Raw genomic sequence first — 13,915 nt, 5'->3', positions numbered from 1 at the left:
CATGGACACCAACGAGTACCTCCCGATGTTCCTGGCGGAGTGCCGCGAGCACCTCCAGGAGCTCAACCTCGCCGTCGTCCGCCTCGAGGAGGACCCGCACGACCGCGGGACCGTCGACGAGATCTTCCGCGCCGCCCACTCCCTCAAGGGGATGGCCGCGACCATGGGCTTCGAGGGCATGGCCCGGCTGACCCACCAGATGGAGGACGTCTTCGAGCTGCTGCGCCAGCGCGACGGCGCGCTGACCTCCGAGGTCACCGACGTCGTCCTGGCGTGCCTCGACGCGCTCGAGACCGCGACCGACGGCATCGAGGCCGACGGCAGCGAGTCGCTGGACCCCGCCGAGCTCATCACCCGCCTGCAGGGCCTCGTCCGCGACTCCGACGGCTCGGAGGACGCGCCGGCCGAGGAGCCCGCGGCCGCCGCGCCCGTCCTCGCGCCGATCGACGCCGACGGGACCGTCCTCGAGGTCACCGTCGGCCTCGCCGAGGACTGCCAGATGGCCGCCGTGCGCGCCTACATGGTGCTCGCCGCCATCGGCGAGCACGGCACGATCGTGCAGTCGGCCCCGGCCGACGCCGACGTCGACGGCTTCACCGGCTCGGAGATCCACGCCCTCGTCGCCACGCAGGCCGAGGCCGACGTGCTCAGCGCCGCGATCCGCGCCGTCCCGGACGTCGGGTCGGTCGCCGTCGCGGTCCCCGCGCCGCCGCAGGCCGAGGAGCCCGAGCCCGGCAAGGTCGTCAACGCGGCCGAGCGCCGCGCCACCAGCGCCGGCGGCTCGTCGCGCGGGGCCAGCACGGTCCGCGTCGACGCCGAGCGCCTCGACCAGCTCATGCACCTGATGGGCGAGCTCGTCGTCCAGCGCACCCTCGTCGAGGGCCTCGCCGCCGACGTCGACGTCCCCGGCCTCTCGCAGGCCATGCAGGGCCTCACCCGCAGCTCGCACGAGCTCCAGGCGATGGTCATGCAGATCCGCATGATCCCCGTGGAGGCCGTCTTCCTGCGCTTCCCGCGCCTCGTGCGCGACGCGAGCTCGAAGCTCGGCAAGCAGGTCGACCTCCAGCTCGTCGGCCAGGAGACCGAGCTCGACCGCACCGTCGTCGACGCGCTGGGCGACCCGCTCGTCCACCTCATCCGCAACGCGCTGGACCACGGCCTCGAGCCGCCGGCCGAGCGCCTCGCCGCGGGCAAGGAGGCGACGGGCACGCTGACCATCGCCGCGCGCCACGCCGGCGGCTCCATCGTCATCTCCGTCAAGGACGACGGCCGCGGCGTCGACCCGGCCAAGGTCGCCGCGAAGGCCGTGCAGCGCGGGCTCATCACCGCCGAGCAGGCCGCCACGGTCGACGTCCGTGCCGCCATCGAGCTGCTCTTCGCGCCCGGCTTCTCCACCGCCGAGACCGTGGGCGACCTCTCGGGTCGCGGCGTCGGCATGGACGCGGTGCGCGAGAAGATCCGCCAGCTCGGCGGCGAGGTCGTCGTGACCTCCGTGCCCGGCGAGGGCACCGAGGCCGAGGTCCGCCTCCCGCTGACCCTGGCGATCATGTCGGCGCTGCTCGTCGAGGCCGACGGCCGCCCGTACGGCATCCCGCTCCAGCGCGTCGAGCGCACGCTGCGCCTCGACGACCTGCCCGTCCGCGGGGTGGCCGGCAAGAAGATGCTCGTCCAGCAGGACGGGCCCTCCCTGCCGCTGCTGTCCGCGCGCGACGTCTTCGGTCACGACAGCGAGGAGGCTGCCGATGACACACATGTCGTGATCATCCGCGGTTCCGAGCGCTCCATCGCCCTCAGCGTCTCCGGCCTGGTCGGCCAGCGCGAGCTCGTCACGCGGCCGCTGCCGCAGGGCGTGGCGCCGCGTGCCGCCGTGTCGGGCGCCGCGGTCCTGCCGGACGGCTCGATCGTCCTGCTCGCCGACTGCGACGCCGTCATCTCCTCCACCTCGACCACCACCGCGACCGCCGGCCGTCCCTCCCTGACCGCCGTCGCCTGAGCCACCGCAAGGAAGCACCGACTCATGACCACGTTCACCGACGTCCAGCTCGACGCCCTGCGCGAGCTCGCCAACATCGGCTCCGGCACCGCCGGCGGCGCGCTGAGCCAGATGCTCGGCAAGCCCGTCGACATCAACGTCCCGACCGTCCAGGCCCTCCCGGTGCCGGACGCGGTCGAGGCCGCGGGCGACCCGGCGGAGGCCCGCTACGGCGTGGTCGTCCCCACGGTCGGCGACCTGCCCGGCCACGTCCTGCTGCTCTTCCCCGAGGCCGACGCGGCGCGCCTGTGCGAGCTGCTCGGCGTCCCCGTCGGCACCGACGACGGCCGCTCGGCGCTGGGCGAGATCGGCAACATCCTCGGCACGTCGTACATCAACGCGCTGGCGCAGATGCTCGGCCTCGACACCGAGCCCGCGCCGCCGATGGTGGTCTTCGACATGCTGGGCGCGATCCTCGCCTCCGTCCTGCTGGGCGACGGCACGGACACCACCGCGCTGCTCATGGACTCGGCGCTCCTCGTCGAGGGCGACTCCTGCGAGCTCAGCTTCCTGCTGCTGCCCGCCGGCGGCGCCGTCGGCGACCTCCTCGCACGGCTGGGCCTCTGATGGAGCACGTCGTCCGCATGGGTGAGCTCGCAGTCTCGCGCGCGGCCGGCGACGTCCTTGCCTGCGTCGGCCTCGGGTCCTGCATCGGGCTCCTGGTCGTCGACCGCACGTGGGGCGTCGCGGCGCTCGCGCACGTGATGCTGCCCCAGTCGCCGCCGAGCGGCCCGGGCGCCACGCCCGCCAAGTTCGCCGACACCGCCATCCCGGTGACGGTCGAGCAGCTCGTCGCCGCCGGCGCCCGCCCCACGCGGCTGGAGGCCGCCCTCGTGGGCGGGGCCTCCATGTTCGCGATGGCCGGGGGCCAGGAGATCGGTGCTCGCAACGAGCAGGCCGTCCGCCAGGCGCTCGCCGCCGTGCGCGTGCCCGTCGTCGCCGCCATGACCGGCGGGGACCGCGGTCGCACCGTGCGTGCCGTGCTCGCCGGCTCGGGCGAGCTGCCCGCCGTGACCGTCCGCGAGGCGGGCGGCACGGACGTCCCCATGGACCTCGGCCGGAGCTTCGCGATCGCGGCATGAGCTCGGGGTTCCTCAGCACGAACCAGATCGAGGCCCTCTTCGAGCGGGCCTCGGAGGGCAACCTCCCGATCGAGGCTCCCGGTGCGGGCGGCGGTCGCCGCGCGCGGTGGCTGAGGACCGTCGACTTCACGCGGCCGAGCAAGTTCTCGACCGACCAGGAGCGGCGCATGCGCCGCGCCCTGGACGCCCTGTGCGCCTCGGTCACCACCCGCCTGGTGGCCGAGCACCGCACGCCCATCGAGCTCGAGGTCATCGACGTCCAGCAGCTCACCTGGACCAACGCGTTCGGGCTGCTGCCCGACGGGTCGGTCTACGGCATCGTCGAGACCGCGCCCCACGAGGGCCGGATGCTCCTCACCGCCCAGGTGTCGCTGCTCGTGGTCGCCCTCGAGCGCCTCATGGGCGGCACCTCCGAGGACCTCGTCAAGGAGCGCGAGCTCACCGACATCGACCTGATGCTCGTGCGCCGCCTGCTCGGGACGATCGTCGAGGTCCTCAGCGGCGTCTGGTTCGACCTCTCGGAGACCACGCTGCGCCTCAGCGACATCGAGAGCCAGTCCGAGCTCGTGCAGGTCGCGGCCGGCAGCGAGCCGACGCTCGCGCTGGTCATGGAGGCCCGCCTCGAGCGCGTCTCGTCCACCTGCGTGCTGCTCGTGCCCTACGCCGCCATCGCCCCCGTCGCCAGCGCGTTCTCGCGCAAGGAGGACGACGGCAAGGTGCAGGACGAGCGCACCGCGCAGGCCGTCCGCAGCGGCCTGGGCCGCGTCGACGTGACGCTGCGCGCCGAGGTCGCCGAGACGACGCTGACCCTCGAGGACGTCCTCGGCCTCCAGCCGGGCGACACCCTGAAGCTCGGCGGCCCCGCCGGCGCCAAGGACCTCGGCCACGTCGTCGTCTACGCCGACCGCACGCCGGTCCTGCACGGCCGCGCCGGCCGCTCGGGCACCAAGCGCGCCGTCCAGGTCGTCGCGCCCGCCGCGCGGGGCGAGGAGGGGAGCTCGTGAACACCGAGCAGGCCCTGCTGCGCCTCGCCGCCTCGACCTCGGAGGCCGTCCAGGACGTCCTCAAGACCTACACGCCCGACGGCGTGAAGCCGGGGACCGTCGACGTCGTCCAGAGCGGGCACCCGCTCGAGGACGTCTCGGTGCCCGCCGTGGCCGCCGACGTCTCCTACGTGGACGGCGTCACCGGCGGCAACGTCCTGGTGATGCCCCTCGAGGGGGCACGCCGCCTCGCCGCCACGATGATGGGCGCCGACCCGGACTCCGTGGAGCCGGGCGGGGAGCTCGACGAGCTCTCGCTCAGCGCCGTCGGCGAGGCGATGAACCAGATGATGGCGGCCGCCGCACGGGCCACGAGCGACGTCCTCGGCCAGGAGGTCGAGATCGCGCCGCCCGACGTGCGCGTCGTCCAGGACGTGGCGGAGGCCATGCCGGCGGAGGACCACGCCGGACAGGTCACGCGCGTCACCTTCACCGTCTGCGGCGCACCCTGCACCCTGGTGCAGCTCGTGCCGCACGCGTTCATCGTGCGCATGACGCGCGCGCTGGACGAGATGACGACGGAGTACGACTCGGCCCCGCTGGGAGAGTCGCTCCGGCACGTCACCGTCCGGGTGTGGGCCGAGCTCGGCCGCACCCGGATGCCCTCGGCACGCGTCGTCGGTCTGCCCTCGGGCAGCGTCGTCGAGCTCGACCACGAGGCGGACGCCCCGGTCGACCTCTACGCCGACGGCATGCGCGTGGCCTCGGGCCGCCTCGTCGTGGACGAGGACGGGACCCTGGCGCTCCGCGTCGAGCAGGTCCACGGAGCCCAGGGCTCCACCCCCAACCCCACAACCCCCCAGATCACGGAGGTCGCAGCCTGATGGCACGAGTGCTCGTCGTCGACGACGCCGCCTTCATGCGGAAGATGGTCACCGACGCCCTGACCGGCGGCGGTCACGAGGTGGTCGGCGAGGCCGGCAACGGCGCGGAGGCGGTCAGCCGCTTCCAGGAGCTCCGGCCGGACGTCATGACCCTCGACATCACCATGCCCGAGAAGGACGGCATCGCCGCCCTCAAGGAGATCGTCGCCCTGGACCCGGGCGCGAAGGTGATCATGTGCTCCGCCCTCGGCCAGGAGTCGAAGGTGCTGGAGTCGATCAAGCTGGGCGCGAAGGACTTCGTCGTGAAGCCCTTCCAGGCCGATCGCGTCCTCGGCGCGGTCGAGAAGGCCCTGGCCTAGCCCACCCCTGCTCGTCCCCGGCGGACCCGCGCTCGACGCGGTGTCCGCCGGGTGATGAAGCCCTGAAGTCCCAGGCGCCGCGGCCGATCACCTGACTGTGAAGGCCGCCACTGCCATCGGGATCGGCATCGCCCTCGTCAGCCTCATCGTGGGCGGCATCATGAAGGGCACCCAGCCGACGCAGCTGATCAACCCGGCTGCGTTCGTGATCATCCTCCCCACGACGCTCGGCTGCACCATCGCGGCCATGGGGATGGACCGGGCCAAGCTGATCCCCACGCTGTACAAGAAGGCGATCTCGCCGGAGCCCATGGACCTGGCCGGGTCCGTCAAGCAGCTCACCGGCTTCGCCGAGCGCGCCCGCAAGGACGGCCTGCTCGCCCTCGAGGAGGAGATCGAGTCCATCGAGGACGACTTCACCCGCAAGGGCATGCAGCTCGTCGTCGACGGCACCGACCCCGAGCTCCTCGCCGAGGTCCTCGAGGCCGACACGCAGGCGATGCACGCCCGCCACAAGCAGAACGCCAACGTCTTCATCAAGGCCGGCGCCTTCTCCCCGACCATCGGCGTCATGGGCACGGTCATCGGCCTCGTGCACGTGCTCGGCAACCTCTCGGCGCCCGAGACCCTCGGCCCGTCGATCGCCACCGCGTTCATCGCGACGCTCTACGGCATCGGCGCCGCCAACATCATCTTCCTCCCGGTCGGCAACCGCCTCGCGAACCTCTCGGCCGAGGAGGTCCAGTACCGCACGCTCCTGCTCGAGGGCATCCTCGCCATCCAGGCGGGCGACAACCCGCGCGTCGTGCAGGAGAAGCTCCTGTCCTACGTCCCGCCGGCCGACCGCGGTGAGGTCACCGGCGAGGACCCGAAGCTGCGCGCCGTCGACGGCGGCGCCGGTGAGGCGCAGGCCGCCTAGCCATGGCCGCCGGACGGCGCCACAAGGGTGGCGGGCACGACGACCACGAGGAGCACGTCGACGAGGCCTGGCTCGTGTCCTACGCGGACATGATGACCCTGCTCGTCGCGCTGTTCATGGTCCTCTTCTCGATCTCGTCGGTGAACACGTCGAAGTTCGAGTCCCTCCAGCGCTCGATGCAGGAGGCCTTCAGCGGCAAGATCTTCCCCGGCGGCCAGGGCCTGCGCCAGACGGGCGGCGACGACCAGTCGACCAAGCTGGGCTCGTCCTCGGCGCCGCCGAGCTTCGCGCCCGTCCAGGAGCGCAAGGGCGACGTCGGGCGCAAGCGCGAGGAGCGCCAGCTCCAGCAGCTCAAGAAGCAGGTCGACGCGGCCGCGCGCGACCTCGGCCTCCAGAACAAGGTCAAGGCCCGCATGTCCAAGGACGGCCTGCGCGTGCGCATCCTCACCGACGACCTGCTCTTCGGCTCGGGCAGCGCGACGCCGAACCCCCAGGCCGCCCCGCTGCTGGCCAAGCTCGGGACGCTCCTGAGCCGCGAGGCCCAGCACCCGGTCGTCGTCGAGGGCCACACCGACCCGGTCCCGACGGGCGGCTCGGGCTTCACCTCCAACTGGGAGCTGTCGACGGCCCGCGCCACCGCGGTCCTCCACGCCTTCACCAAGACGGGCGTGTCCCAGCGGCGCCTCACCGCCGCGGGCCGCGCCTACCTCGATCCGATCACCTCCAACGACACGGCCGCGGGCCGGTCCCTGAACCGGCGCGTGGAGATCCTGCTGCCAAGGACGGCACGAACCCCATGAAGAAGATCCTGATGCTGGTGCCGGTGCTGCTGCTGGTCGGCGGCGGCGGCTACTACAAGATGGTGGTCGCGAAGGCCGCGCCGCCTCCGAAGCCGAAGGTCGAGGGCGAGGTCTACGTCCTGCCCAAGGACTTCATGATCAACCTCGCGGGTGGCCGGTACGCCAAGCTCGGCGTCGGCCTCGTCTTCCACCACGGCTACACCGCCGCCCCGGCCGGCGGCGCCCACGGCTCCGCCGCCCCGGCCAAGCCGCCGGAGGGCTACGGCCTGCTGCCCCAGGAGGCCATCGTGCGCGCGATCGTCACCGACGTCATCACCGGCGTCGAGCGCGAGGAGCTCGAGACCAAGAAGGGCCGCAAGCACCTGCAGCACGAGGTCCTCGAGCGCATCGAGAAGACCACCGACGTCAAGGTCGAGGACGTGCTCTTCACCGACGTGGCGGTGCAGTGATGGACGAGGTCGAGCTCCCGCCGCTGGAGGACACCTCTGTCCCGGCCGACGCCGCCGTGGTGCCGAGCGCCCCGACGGGCGTCGCCGACCCGGCCGCCGCCGGCATGGTCGAGCTGCCCGCGGACCTCAGCCGCCTGACCGACGTGACGGTCGAGCTGACCGTCGAGGTCGGGCGCACCCGCATGTCGCTGGGCGAGGCGCTCGCCCTGGGCCCGGGCTCCGTCGTGACCCTCGACCGCCTGGCCGACCGGCCGGTGGACCTCCTGGTCAACGGCCGCCCGATCGCCCGCGGCGAGGTCGTCGTCATCGACGAGCAGTTCGGCCTGCGCATCACCGAGATCGCCGGGCTGTCGGGCGAGCAGCAGGCCCCGGCCGCCGCCGAGCAGCCCGCGGCCTAGCCCCTCAGGGTCGCCGGGCGGACGCCTGTCCGCCCGGCGCTCAACATCCGTCCAGCCTGGTCGATGACCAGGGTGTGGACCCCCTCCGTCCCCGCATCGCAGCGGGAGCGGCCGCCGCCGCGTGCCTGCTCCTGGCCGCCCCCGCGACCGTCTTCGCCGCCGACAAGTACGGCGAGGACAAGCCGCTCGACCTGCCCGACGAGGGCCCGTCGCGCACCGCCGAGATCGGCGGTGGCGGTGGCTCGTTCATGCGCACGATGATCGGCCTGGCCGTCGTCGTGGCCGTGATCTACGGCGTCGCCTGGGCGCTGCGCCAGATGAAGCGGGGCAAGGAGGAGCGCTCCTCCGGCTTCGGCCTCTCCAGCGAGGCGGTCATCGCGCTGGGGCCCAACCGCTCCGTGCACCTCATCCGGGCCGGCCGCGAGCTCGTGCTCGTCGGCAGCGCCGAGCACGGCGTGGTGCCGATCAAGACCTACAGCGAGGACGAGGCCCGCCGCCTCGGCCTGCTCCCGCCCCAGGACGACGACGACGTGGTCGACGGCGGCGCCGTGGTGGCCGGCTCGACCGGCGCGGCGCTCGTCCCCGCGCGCCGGCGCACCGTCGTCGACCTGCTGCGCGAGAGGACCGTGCGCTGATGCCGCAGGACGGCGGCCAGGCGGTCCAGCTGCTGCTGCTGGTCGGGGGCATCACCCTCGTCCCGGCGCTGCTGTTCACCGTCACCGGCTTCACCCGCATCCTCGTGGTGCTGGGCTTCATCCGCACCGGTCTGGGCACGCCCACGGCGCCGCCCAACCAGGTGCTCGTCGGCATCGCGCTCTTCCTCACGCTCTTCGTCATGGCGCCGACGTTCCAGGACGTCAAGAAGGACGCCATCGATCCGCTGAGCGCCGGCAAGATCACGCAGGCCCAGGCCTTCGAGCGCGGCGAGAAGCCGATCCGCGAGTTCATGTTCCGCCAGACCCGCAACAAGGACCTGGCGCTGTTCGTGAAGCTCGCGAAGATGGACCGCCCGAAGACGCGGGCCGACGTCCCGACCTACGTGCTCGTCCCGGCCTTCGTGGTCTCCGAGCTCAAGACGGCGTTCCAGATCGGGTTCCTGATCTTCCTGCCGTTCCTGGTGATCGACCTGGTGGTGAGCTCGACGCTCATGTCGATGGGCATGATCATGCTCCCACCGACGTTCATCGCCCTCCCCTTCAAGATCCTGCTCTTCGTCCTGGTGGACGGGTGGAACCTCGTGACGAGGTCCATCGTCGAGAGCTTCGGCTAGGAGGCCGCCGCCATGGACGCCGACTCCGTCGTCACCATCTCCACGGGTGCCCTCGAGCTCGCGCTCAAGGTCGCCCTCCCGCTCCTGCTCGTCGGCCTCGTCGTCGGCCTCGTGATCAGCGTCTTCCAGGCGGTCACGCAGATCCAGGAGCAGACGCTCTCCTTCATCCCGAAGATCCTCGCCACCGCGGCGGTCCTCGTCGTCGGCGGGCCGTGGATGCTCAACCAGCTCCTGGCCTACACGACGGAGCTGTGGAGCTCGATCCCGCAGCTCATCGGGACGTGAACCTGAACCTGTCCCCGACGCTGGGCGGGATCCTCGACCCCGCCCAGGTCGCCTCCTTCTTCCTGGTCCTCGCGCGCGTCTCGCCGCTGTTCATGCTGGCGCCGCTGTTCTCGTCGCGGGCGATCCCGATGCGCGTGCGCGGCATCGTGGCGGTGGCCCTGGCGGTCGGCCTCGGGCCGGTCGTCATGCGCGGCGCCGACATCCCGCTCGAGGCCTGGGCGCTGAGCGGGCTGATCGCCAAGGAGCTGCTGGTCGGCGCCGGCTTCGCGTTCGCCGTGGGCGCGGTGTTCGCCGCCGTCCAGGTCGCGGGCGCGTTCCTCGACACGTTCGTCGGCTTCACCTTCGGCGGCCTCGTGGACCCGATGAGCGGCCAGCAGTCCTCCGTGCTCAGCTCGACCTACGCGATGGTCGGCCTGATGATCTTCATCGCCATCGGCGGCGACCGCTGGGTCATCCAGGGGATGGCCGAGAGCTACGACGTCGTCGGGCTCACCGAGCTGCCGTCGATCGACCGGACGGTGGCGACCGCGGTCGAGGCGTTCTCGGGCATCTTCGCCGGCGCGCTCCAGGTCGCGGGCCCGGTCCTGCTCGCCGTGGTGCTCACCGACGCGGCCTTCGGCCTGGTCTCGCGGGTCGTCCCGCAGCTCAACGTCTTCGCCATCGGCTTCCCGGCGAAGGTCACCGTCGGCCTGCTCACGGTCGGCGCGTCCCTGCCGTTCCTGTCGCAGTGGCTCCAGGACCGGCTCCTGGGCGCCTAGCCCGCGGCGGGAGGTGATGGAGCATGGCGGGCGAGAAGACCGAGAAGGCCACACCCAAGAAGAAGGAGGAGGCCCGCAAGAAGGGCCAGGTCGCGCGGTCCACCGACCTGTCCGGCGCGGTCGTCCTGCTCGCCTCGCTCGTCGCGCTCGGGGCCGCCGGCCCGGGCATGTGCGAGCGCCTCGCCGCGTGCATGCGGCGCACGATCGCCCTGGCCTCGGACCCCGAGGTCGTGGAGGCGGGGACGATCGGCGCGGTCCTCCTCGCGTGCGGCAAGGACGTCCTGCTCGCCGTCGCGCCGATCGCCGGCGTCTGCATGGTCGCGGGCGTCGTGAGCTACGCGGTGCAGGTCGGCATCAAGCCGATGCCCCAGTCGATCAAGCCCGACCCGAAGAAGCTCAACCCGGTCACGGGCGCGAAGAACATCTTCGGCCAGCACGCGCTCGTCGAGGGCGTCAAGAGCGTCACGAAGGTCTCCGTGGTCGGCGCGATCGTCGCCGCCGCCCTGCTGCCCAAGCTCGACGAGGTCGGGACGCTCATGGGCTTCTCGCCGCTCTCGCTCTCCATCGCCCTGGGTGAGGAGATCCGCGGCATGGCCTGGCGCGCCGCCGGCGCCTACGTCGTCATCGGCCTCGCGGACTTCGCCTGGCAGCGCTACCGCCACGAGAAGCAGCTGCGGATGGACATCCAGGAGGTCAAGGAGGAGTTCAAGCAGCAGGGCCTGCCGCCCGAGGTCCGCGCCGCCATGCGCCGCCGCCAGATGGCCGCCGCCCGCGCGCGCATGATGGCCGCCGTCCCCGAGGCCGACGTCGTCATCACCAACCCGACCCACTACTCCGTGGCCCTGAAGTACGACGGCTCGAGCCTCGCCCCGCAGGTCATCGCCAAGGGCCAGGACCTCGTCGCGCTGCGCATCCGCGAGCTCGCCCGCGACGCCGGCGTGCCGGTGGTCCCCGAGCCGCCCCTCGCCCGCGCGCTGCACGCCTCCGTCGAGGTCGGCGAGGAGATCCCGGAGGAGCTCTACGTCGCCGTCGCCCAGGTCCTCGCCTGGGTCTTCCGCACGCGGCCGCGGCGGGCGGCGTAGGGGGGTTGCTGCCGTCCTTCGAGCGGTCTGGTGTGCCGCTCGGGCCCCGCGCCGGGCGAGGAACCTGGCCGCGCGAGGCTGCGTGACGCCTCGAGCATGTCCTGCATGCACCAGCCGTCACCGGGACGCGCGATCCCATCGAGTGGCGGATCCACCCCGGAATGCCCGGAGAATCCGCCAACGGCTGGCGAGGTGCGTCACGGGCTCCCGGTCGCGACGCCTCGCGGGCACCGCGGCGGCGGGTCCTCCCTCTCCTCGGTGCCGAACCGCGACCGCCCCGGACCCCGCGACCGCCCAAGCGGAACGCCACCCACCCCGGCACCGCCCGAGTGGCACGCGACCCACCCGGCGGGTCACGGCCGAAGCGCGCCCCACCTGCGACGCTCGCGGGCGTGAGCACGCGGGGCGCCGCCCTCTTCGCCGCCGTCGCGGTGGTCTGGGGGCTGCCGTACTTCTTCATCAAGGTCGCCGTCGACGACGGCGTGCCGCCGGCGTTCGTCGCCTGGATCCGCGTCGTCATCGCCGTCGTGGTCCTCGCGCCCCTGGCGTGGCGCGCCGGGGCGCTGCGGGGGCTGCGGCCCCACACCAGGGCGATCGTCGTCTACGCGCTGTTCGAGGTCGTCGTGCCGTTCCCGCTCATCTCGTTCGGCGAGCAGCGGATCGCCTCGTCGCTGGCGGCGATCCTCATCGCCGCGCTGCCGCTCGTCATCGCCCTGATCGCGCTGCGGGTCGACCCCGAGGAGCGGCCGACGCCGCGCCGGCTGGCGGGGCTCGTCGTCGGCCTGGCGGGCGTCGTGCTGCTCGTCGGCGTCGACGTCGCGGGGTCGGCGGACGAGCTCGTCGGCGCGCTCGCGGTCCTCGTGGCCACCGTCGGCTACGCGATCGGGCCGATGGTCGTCAAGCGCCACCTCGGCCACCTGCCGCCGCTGGGCCCGGTGACGGCGAGCTTCGCGGCCTCGGCCCTGATGCTCCTGCCGTTCGCGCTGCTCGACCTGCCCGGCGGCGACGTCACCGACGAGGCGGTCGCGAGCCTCGTGGCGCTCGGGCTGCTGTGCACCGCCCTGGCCTTCGTCCTGTTCTTCGCCCTGATCGCCGAGGTCGGCCCGTCGCGGGCGTCGGTCATCACCTACCTCAACCCGGCGGTGGCGGTCCTGCTCGGCGTGCTCGTGCTCGACGAGGCGCTCACGGCCGCCGCGGCCGGCGGCCTGGCGCTGATCCTCGCCGGCTCGTGGGTGGCGACGGGCGGCGTGCGCCGCCCGCGCCCCGTGCAGGCCTAGGCCTCGGTCTCGAGCGTGCGGTGCACGAGCAGGGCGGCCTCGAGCTCGAGGCGCCGCTCGGCCACCGGGTGGCCGAGGAGGTCCTCGGCCCGGTGCACGCGGTAGGCGACGGTGTTCTCGTGGACCCCGAGGCGGCGCGCGGCGCGCACGTAGCTGCCGCCCTCCTCGAGGAAGACCTGGAGCGTCGCGCGGATGCGGCGCGTCGCGTCGTCCTCGCCGCGCAGGACCGTCAGCTCGGCGTCGGCGAAGCGGCGCGCGAGAGCCGGGTCGGCGCTCAGCAGCGCCGACAGGGCGACGGAGCGGAAGCGGGTGACCGAGCCGGGGCGCCGGCGCAGGACCTGGGCGACCCGGAAGGCGTGCGACGCGTCCTCGTGCGAGCGCGCGAAGCCCTCGGCACCCTCCCAGACCTCGCCGGTGGCGACGCGCAGGCCGCGCTTGCGCGCGACGTCGCGCAGGTCGAAGTCCTCGGCCTCGACCTCGGCGCCGCCGCACCACGCCCACACCACGCGCAGGCCGGCGGGGACGACGAGGGCGTCCGGATGGCCCGCGGCCGCGCAGAACGCCTGGGCGGCCTCCACGACGTCGTCGGACTCGGCCACCTCGCGGTCGTCCCAGACGATGAGCGCCACGTGGCGGCGGCGCAGCTCGTAGCCGAGGGCGCTCGAGGCGGCCTCGACGTTGACCGGCTCGTGGGCCAGGAGCTGGCGGACGACCTCCGCCCGCACGGCGCTCGCGCTGCGCGCCCAGCGCTGGCGCTCCTGGTCGTAGAACTCGACGAGCCGCGCGCAGACCGCGTCGATGTAGGCGAACATGTGCGCCGAGCTGGCGTGCAGGAGCTCGGCGCGCTGCGGGGTGTCCTCGCACTGGTCGTGCACCCACGCCGACCACTCGTGCCACAGCAGGCCGTGGCCGAGGCGGTAGGCCCGCAGGACCGCCTGGAGCTCGACGCCGCGGCGGACCATGGAGCGCGCCCAGGCGGCCGCCATCGGCGGCGGGTCGGCGCCCCAGCCCGGCATGCCCTCGTGCAGGCGGGAGAGGATCTCCTCGATGTTCTGCTGGCAGCTCGCGCGGGTCTCCGCGTAGAGCGTGTCGTCCTCGCGCAGACGCAGCTCGGGCTGCTGCTCGAGCAGGTGGTTGGACATCACGCCGCCGAGGTCGCCCTCGCGGCACTGCTCGAGGAACGCGGCGGCGAGTCCTCGTAGTCGGGCAGCCGTGTCCGGCGCCAGCGGCTCGTGGCGCTGCGGGAAGCTCTCCAGCTGCACGTGCGCGGCTTCCATCGTCATCTCCCGGAACGCCCCTCCTCGACGTCGGACCCGTCTTCGGTGCGACCGTACAGG

General features: G+C 73.1%; 17 protein-coding genes. 16 read left to right on the top strand and 1 reads right to left on the bottom strand.

What is annotated here, in order from left to right:
- Window position 1 precedes the first annotated feature (1 nt).
- The 16 genes from JUB12_RS14675 to JUB12_RS14600 all read left to right on the top strand — a co-directional run bounded on the left by JUB12_RS14675 (window position 2) and on the right by JUB12_RS14600 (window position 12,578).
- Window positions 2–1,993 carry a chemotaxis protein CheA gene (locus tag JUB12_RS14675; protein ID WP_205696166.1) on the top strand — a complete coding sequence of 664 codons (1,992 nt, stop codon included), beginning with the start codon at window positions 2–4 and terminating at the stop codon, window positions 1,991–1,993.
- A 24-nt stretch (window positions 1,994–2,017) separates the two neighbouring features.
- Window positions 2,018–2,599, top strand: a complete 582-nt coding sequence (locus JUB12_RS14670; protein ID WP_205696165.1) for a chemotaxis protein CheC — start codon at window positions 2,018–2,020, stop codon at window positions 2,597–2,599.
- A complete protein-coding gene (locus JUB12_RS14665) occupies window positions 2,599–3,114 on the top strand; it encodes a chemotaxis protein CheD (protein WP_205696164.1) in 516 nt (171 codons plus the stop codon). The genes JUB12_RS14670 and JUB12_RS14665 overlap by 1 nt, the downstream gene beginning before the upstream one ends.
- Window positions 3,111–4,118 (top strand): flagellar motor switch protein FliM, encoded by a 1,008-nt coding sequence (locus tag JUB12_RS14660; protein ID WP_205696163.1) that lies wholly within the window; start codon window positions 3,111–3,113, stop codon window positions 4,116–4,118. Before JUB12_RS14665 ends, JUB12_RS14660 begins: the two co-directional genes overlap by 4 nt.
- Complete coding sequence (locus JUB12_RS14655; RefSeq protein WP_205696162.1) at window positions 4,115–4,981, top strand: FliM/FliN family flagellar motor switch protein; 867 nt, start codon at window positions 4,115–4,117, stop codon at window positions 4,979–4,981. The genes JUB12_RS14660 and JUB12_RS14655 overlap by 4 nt, the downstream gene beginning before the upstream one ends.
- Window positions 4,981–5,340: a response regulator gene (locus JUB12_RS14650; RefSeq protein ID WP_305852564.1), complete on the top strand. Its 360-nt coding sequence runs from the start codon at window positions 4,981–4,983 to the stop codon at window positions 5,338–5,340. The genes JUB12_RS14655 and JUB12_RS14650 overlap by 1 nt, the downstream gene beginning before the upstream one ends.
- A gap of 97 nt (window positions 5,341–5,437) precedes the next feature.
- A complete protein-coding gene (locus JUB12_RS14645; RefSeq protein WP_205696161.1) occupies window positions 5,438–6,259 on the top strand; it encodes a flagellar motor protein in 822 nt (273 codons plus the stop codon).
- A gap of 2 nt (window positions 6,260–6,261) precedes the next feature.
- A complete protein-coding gene (locus JUB12_RS14640; protein ID WP_205696160.1) occupies window positions 6,262–7,059 on the top strand; it encodes a flagellar motor protein MotB in 798 nt (265 codons plus the stop codon).
- Window positions 7,056–7,508 (top strand): flagellar basal body-associated FliL family protein, encoded by a 453-nt coding sequence (locus JUB12_RS14635; RefSeq protein ID WP_205696159.1) that lies wholly within the window; start codon window positions 7,056–7,058, stop codon window positions 7,506–7,508. The genes JUB12_RS14640 and JUB12_RS14635 overlap by 4 nt, the downstream gene beginning before the upstream one ends.
- Window positions 7,508–7,906, top strand: a complete 399-nt coding sequence (gene fliN / locus JUB12_RS14630; protein WP_205696158.1) for a flagellar motor switch protein FliN — start codon at window positions 7,508–7,510, stop codon at window positions 7,904–7,906. Before JUB12_RS14635 ends, fliN begins: the two co-directional genes overlap by 1 nt.
- A gap of 74 nt (window positions 7,907–7,980) precedes the next feature.
- Window positions 7,981–8,541, top strand: coding sequence for a flagellar biosynthetic protein FliO (locus tag JUB12_RS14625; RefSeq protein WP_205696157.1), 561 nt, complete (start codon window positions 7,981–7,983; stop codon window positions 8,539–8,541).
- A complete protein-coding gene (fliP, locus tag JUB12_RS14620) occupies window positions 8,541–9,176 on the top strand; it encodes a flagellar type III secretion system pore protein FliP (RefSeq protein WP_205696156.1) in 636 nt (211 codons plus the stop codon). Before JUB12_RS14625 ends, fliP begins: the two co-directional genes overlap by 1 nt.
- A gap of 12 nt (window positions 9,177–9,188) precedes the next feature.
- Window positions 9,189–9,461, top strand: a complete 273-nt coding sequence (gene fliQ, locus JUB12_RS14615; RefSeq protein ID WP_205696155.1) for a flagellar biosynthesis protein FliQ — start codon at window positions 9,189–9,191, stop codon at window positions 9,459–9,461.
- Window positions 9,458–10,219 carry a flagellar biosynthetic protein FliR gene (gene fliR, locus JUB12_RS14610; protein WP_205696154.1) on the top strand — a complete coding sequence of 254 codons (762 nt, stop codon included), beginning with the start codon at window positions 9,458–9,460 and terminating at the stop codon, window positions 10,217–10,219. The genes fliQ and fliR overlap by 4 nt, the downstream gene beginning before the upstream one ends.
- Before the next feature lie 23 nt (window positions 10,220–10,242).
- Window positions 10,243–11,301, top strand: coding sequence for a flagellar biosynthesis protein FlhB (gene flhB, locus JUB12_RS14605; RefSeq protein ID WP_205696153.1), 1,059 nt, complete (start codon window positions 10,243–10,245; stop codon window positions 11,299–11,301).
- 392 nt (window positions 11,302–11,693) lie between these two features.
- Window positions 11,694–12,578, top strand: coding sequence for a DMT family transporter (locus JUB12_RS14600; RefSeq protein ID WP_205696152.1), 885 nt, complete (start codon window positions 11,694–11,696; stop codon window positions 12,576–12,578).
- Here the strand turns inward: JUB12_RS14600 and JUB12_RS14595 are convergent.
- Window positions 12,575–13,855, bottom strand: a complete 1,281-nt coding sequence (locus JUB12_RS14595; RefSeq protein WP_205696151.1) for a CdaR family transcriptional regulator — start codon at window positions 13,853–13,855, stop codon at window positions 12,575–12,577. The two genes, JUB12_RS14600 and JUB12_RS14595, sit on opposite strands and share 4 nt — an antisense overlap.
- Window positions 13,856–13,915: the final 60 nt, after the last annotated feature.

The organism is Conexibacter sp. SYSU D00693 (genome assembly GCF_017084525.1).
Classification (GTDB): Bacteria; Actinomycetota; Thermoleophilia; order Solirubrobacterales; family Solirubrobacteraceae; genus Baekduia.
Note: the sequence above shows the minus strand (reverse complement) of the source record. Positions and strands in the feature narration are given on the sequence as shown.

What these genes read in the sequence shown, in the direction of transcription:
- JUB12_RS14675 (WP_205696166.1), top strand. Translation starts at nt 2, where the DNA reads ATGGACACCAACGAGTACCTCCCGATGTTCCTGGCGGAGTGCCGCGAG.
- fliN (WP_205696158.1), top strand. Translation starts at nt 7,508, where the DNA reads ATGGACGAGGTCGAGCTCCCGCCGCTGGAGGACACCTCTGTCCCGGCC.
- fliQ (WP_205696155.1), top strand. Translation starts at nt 9,189, where the DNA reads ATGGACGCCGACTCCGTCGTCACCATCTCCACGGGTGCCCTCGAGCTC.
- JUB12_RS14670 (WP_205696165.1), top strand. Translation starts at nt 2,018, where the DNA reads ATGACCACGTTCACCGACGTCCAGCTCGACGCCCTGCGCGAGCTCGCC.
- JUB12_RS14640 (WP_205696160.1), top strand. Translation starts at nt 6,262, where the DNA reads ATGGCCGCCGGACGGCGCCACAAGGGTGGCGGGCACGACGACCACGAG.
- fliP (WP_205696156.1), top strand. Translation starts at nt 8,541, where the DNA reads ATGCCGCAGGACGGCGGCCAGGCGGTCCAGCTGCTGCTGCTGGTCGGG.
- flhB (WP_205696153.1), top strand. Translation starts at nt 10,243, where the DNA reads ATGGCGGGCGAGAAGACCGAGAAGGCCACACCCAAGAAGAAGGAGGAG.
- JUB12_RS14660 (WP_205696163.1), top strand. Translation starts at nt 3,111, where the DNA reads ATGAGCTCGGGGTTCCTCAGCACGAACCAGATCGAGGCCCTCTTCGAG.
- JUB12_RS14595 (WP_205696151.1), bottom strand. Translation starts at nt 13,855, where the DNA reads ATGGAAGCCGCGCACGTGCAGCTGGAGAGCTTCCCGCAGCGCCACGAG.
- JUB12_RS14635 (WP_205696159.1), top strand. Translation starts at nt 7,056, where the DNA reads ATGAAGAAGATCCTGATGCTGGTGCCGGTGCTGCTGCTGGTCGGCGGC.
- JUB12_RS14665 (WP_205696164.1), top strand. Translation starts at nt 2,599, where the DNA reads ATGGAGCACGTCGTCCGCATGGGTGAGCTCGCAGTCTCGCGCGCGGCC.
- JUB12_RS14650 (WP_305852564.1), top strand. Translation starts at nt 4,981, where the DNA reads ATGGCACGAGTGCTCGTCGTCGACGACGCCGCCTTCATGCGGAAGATG.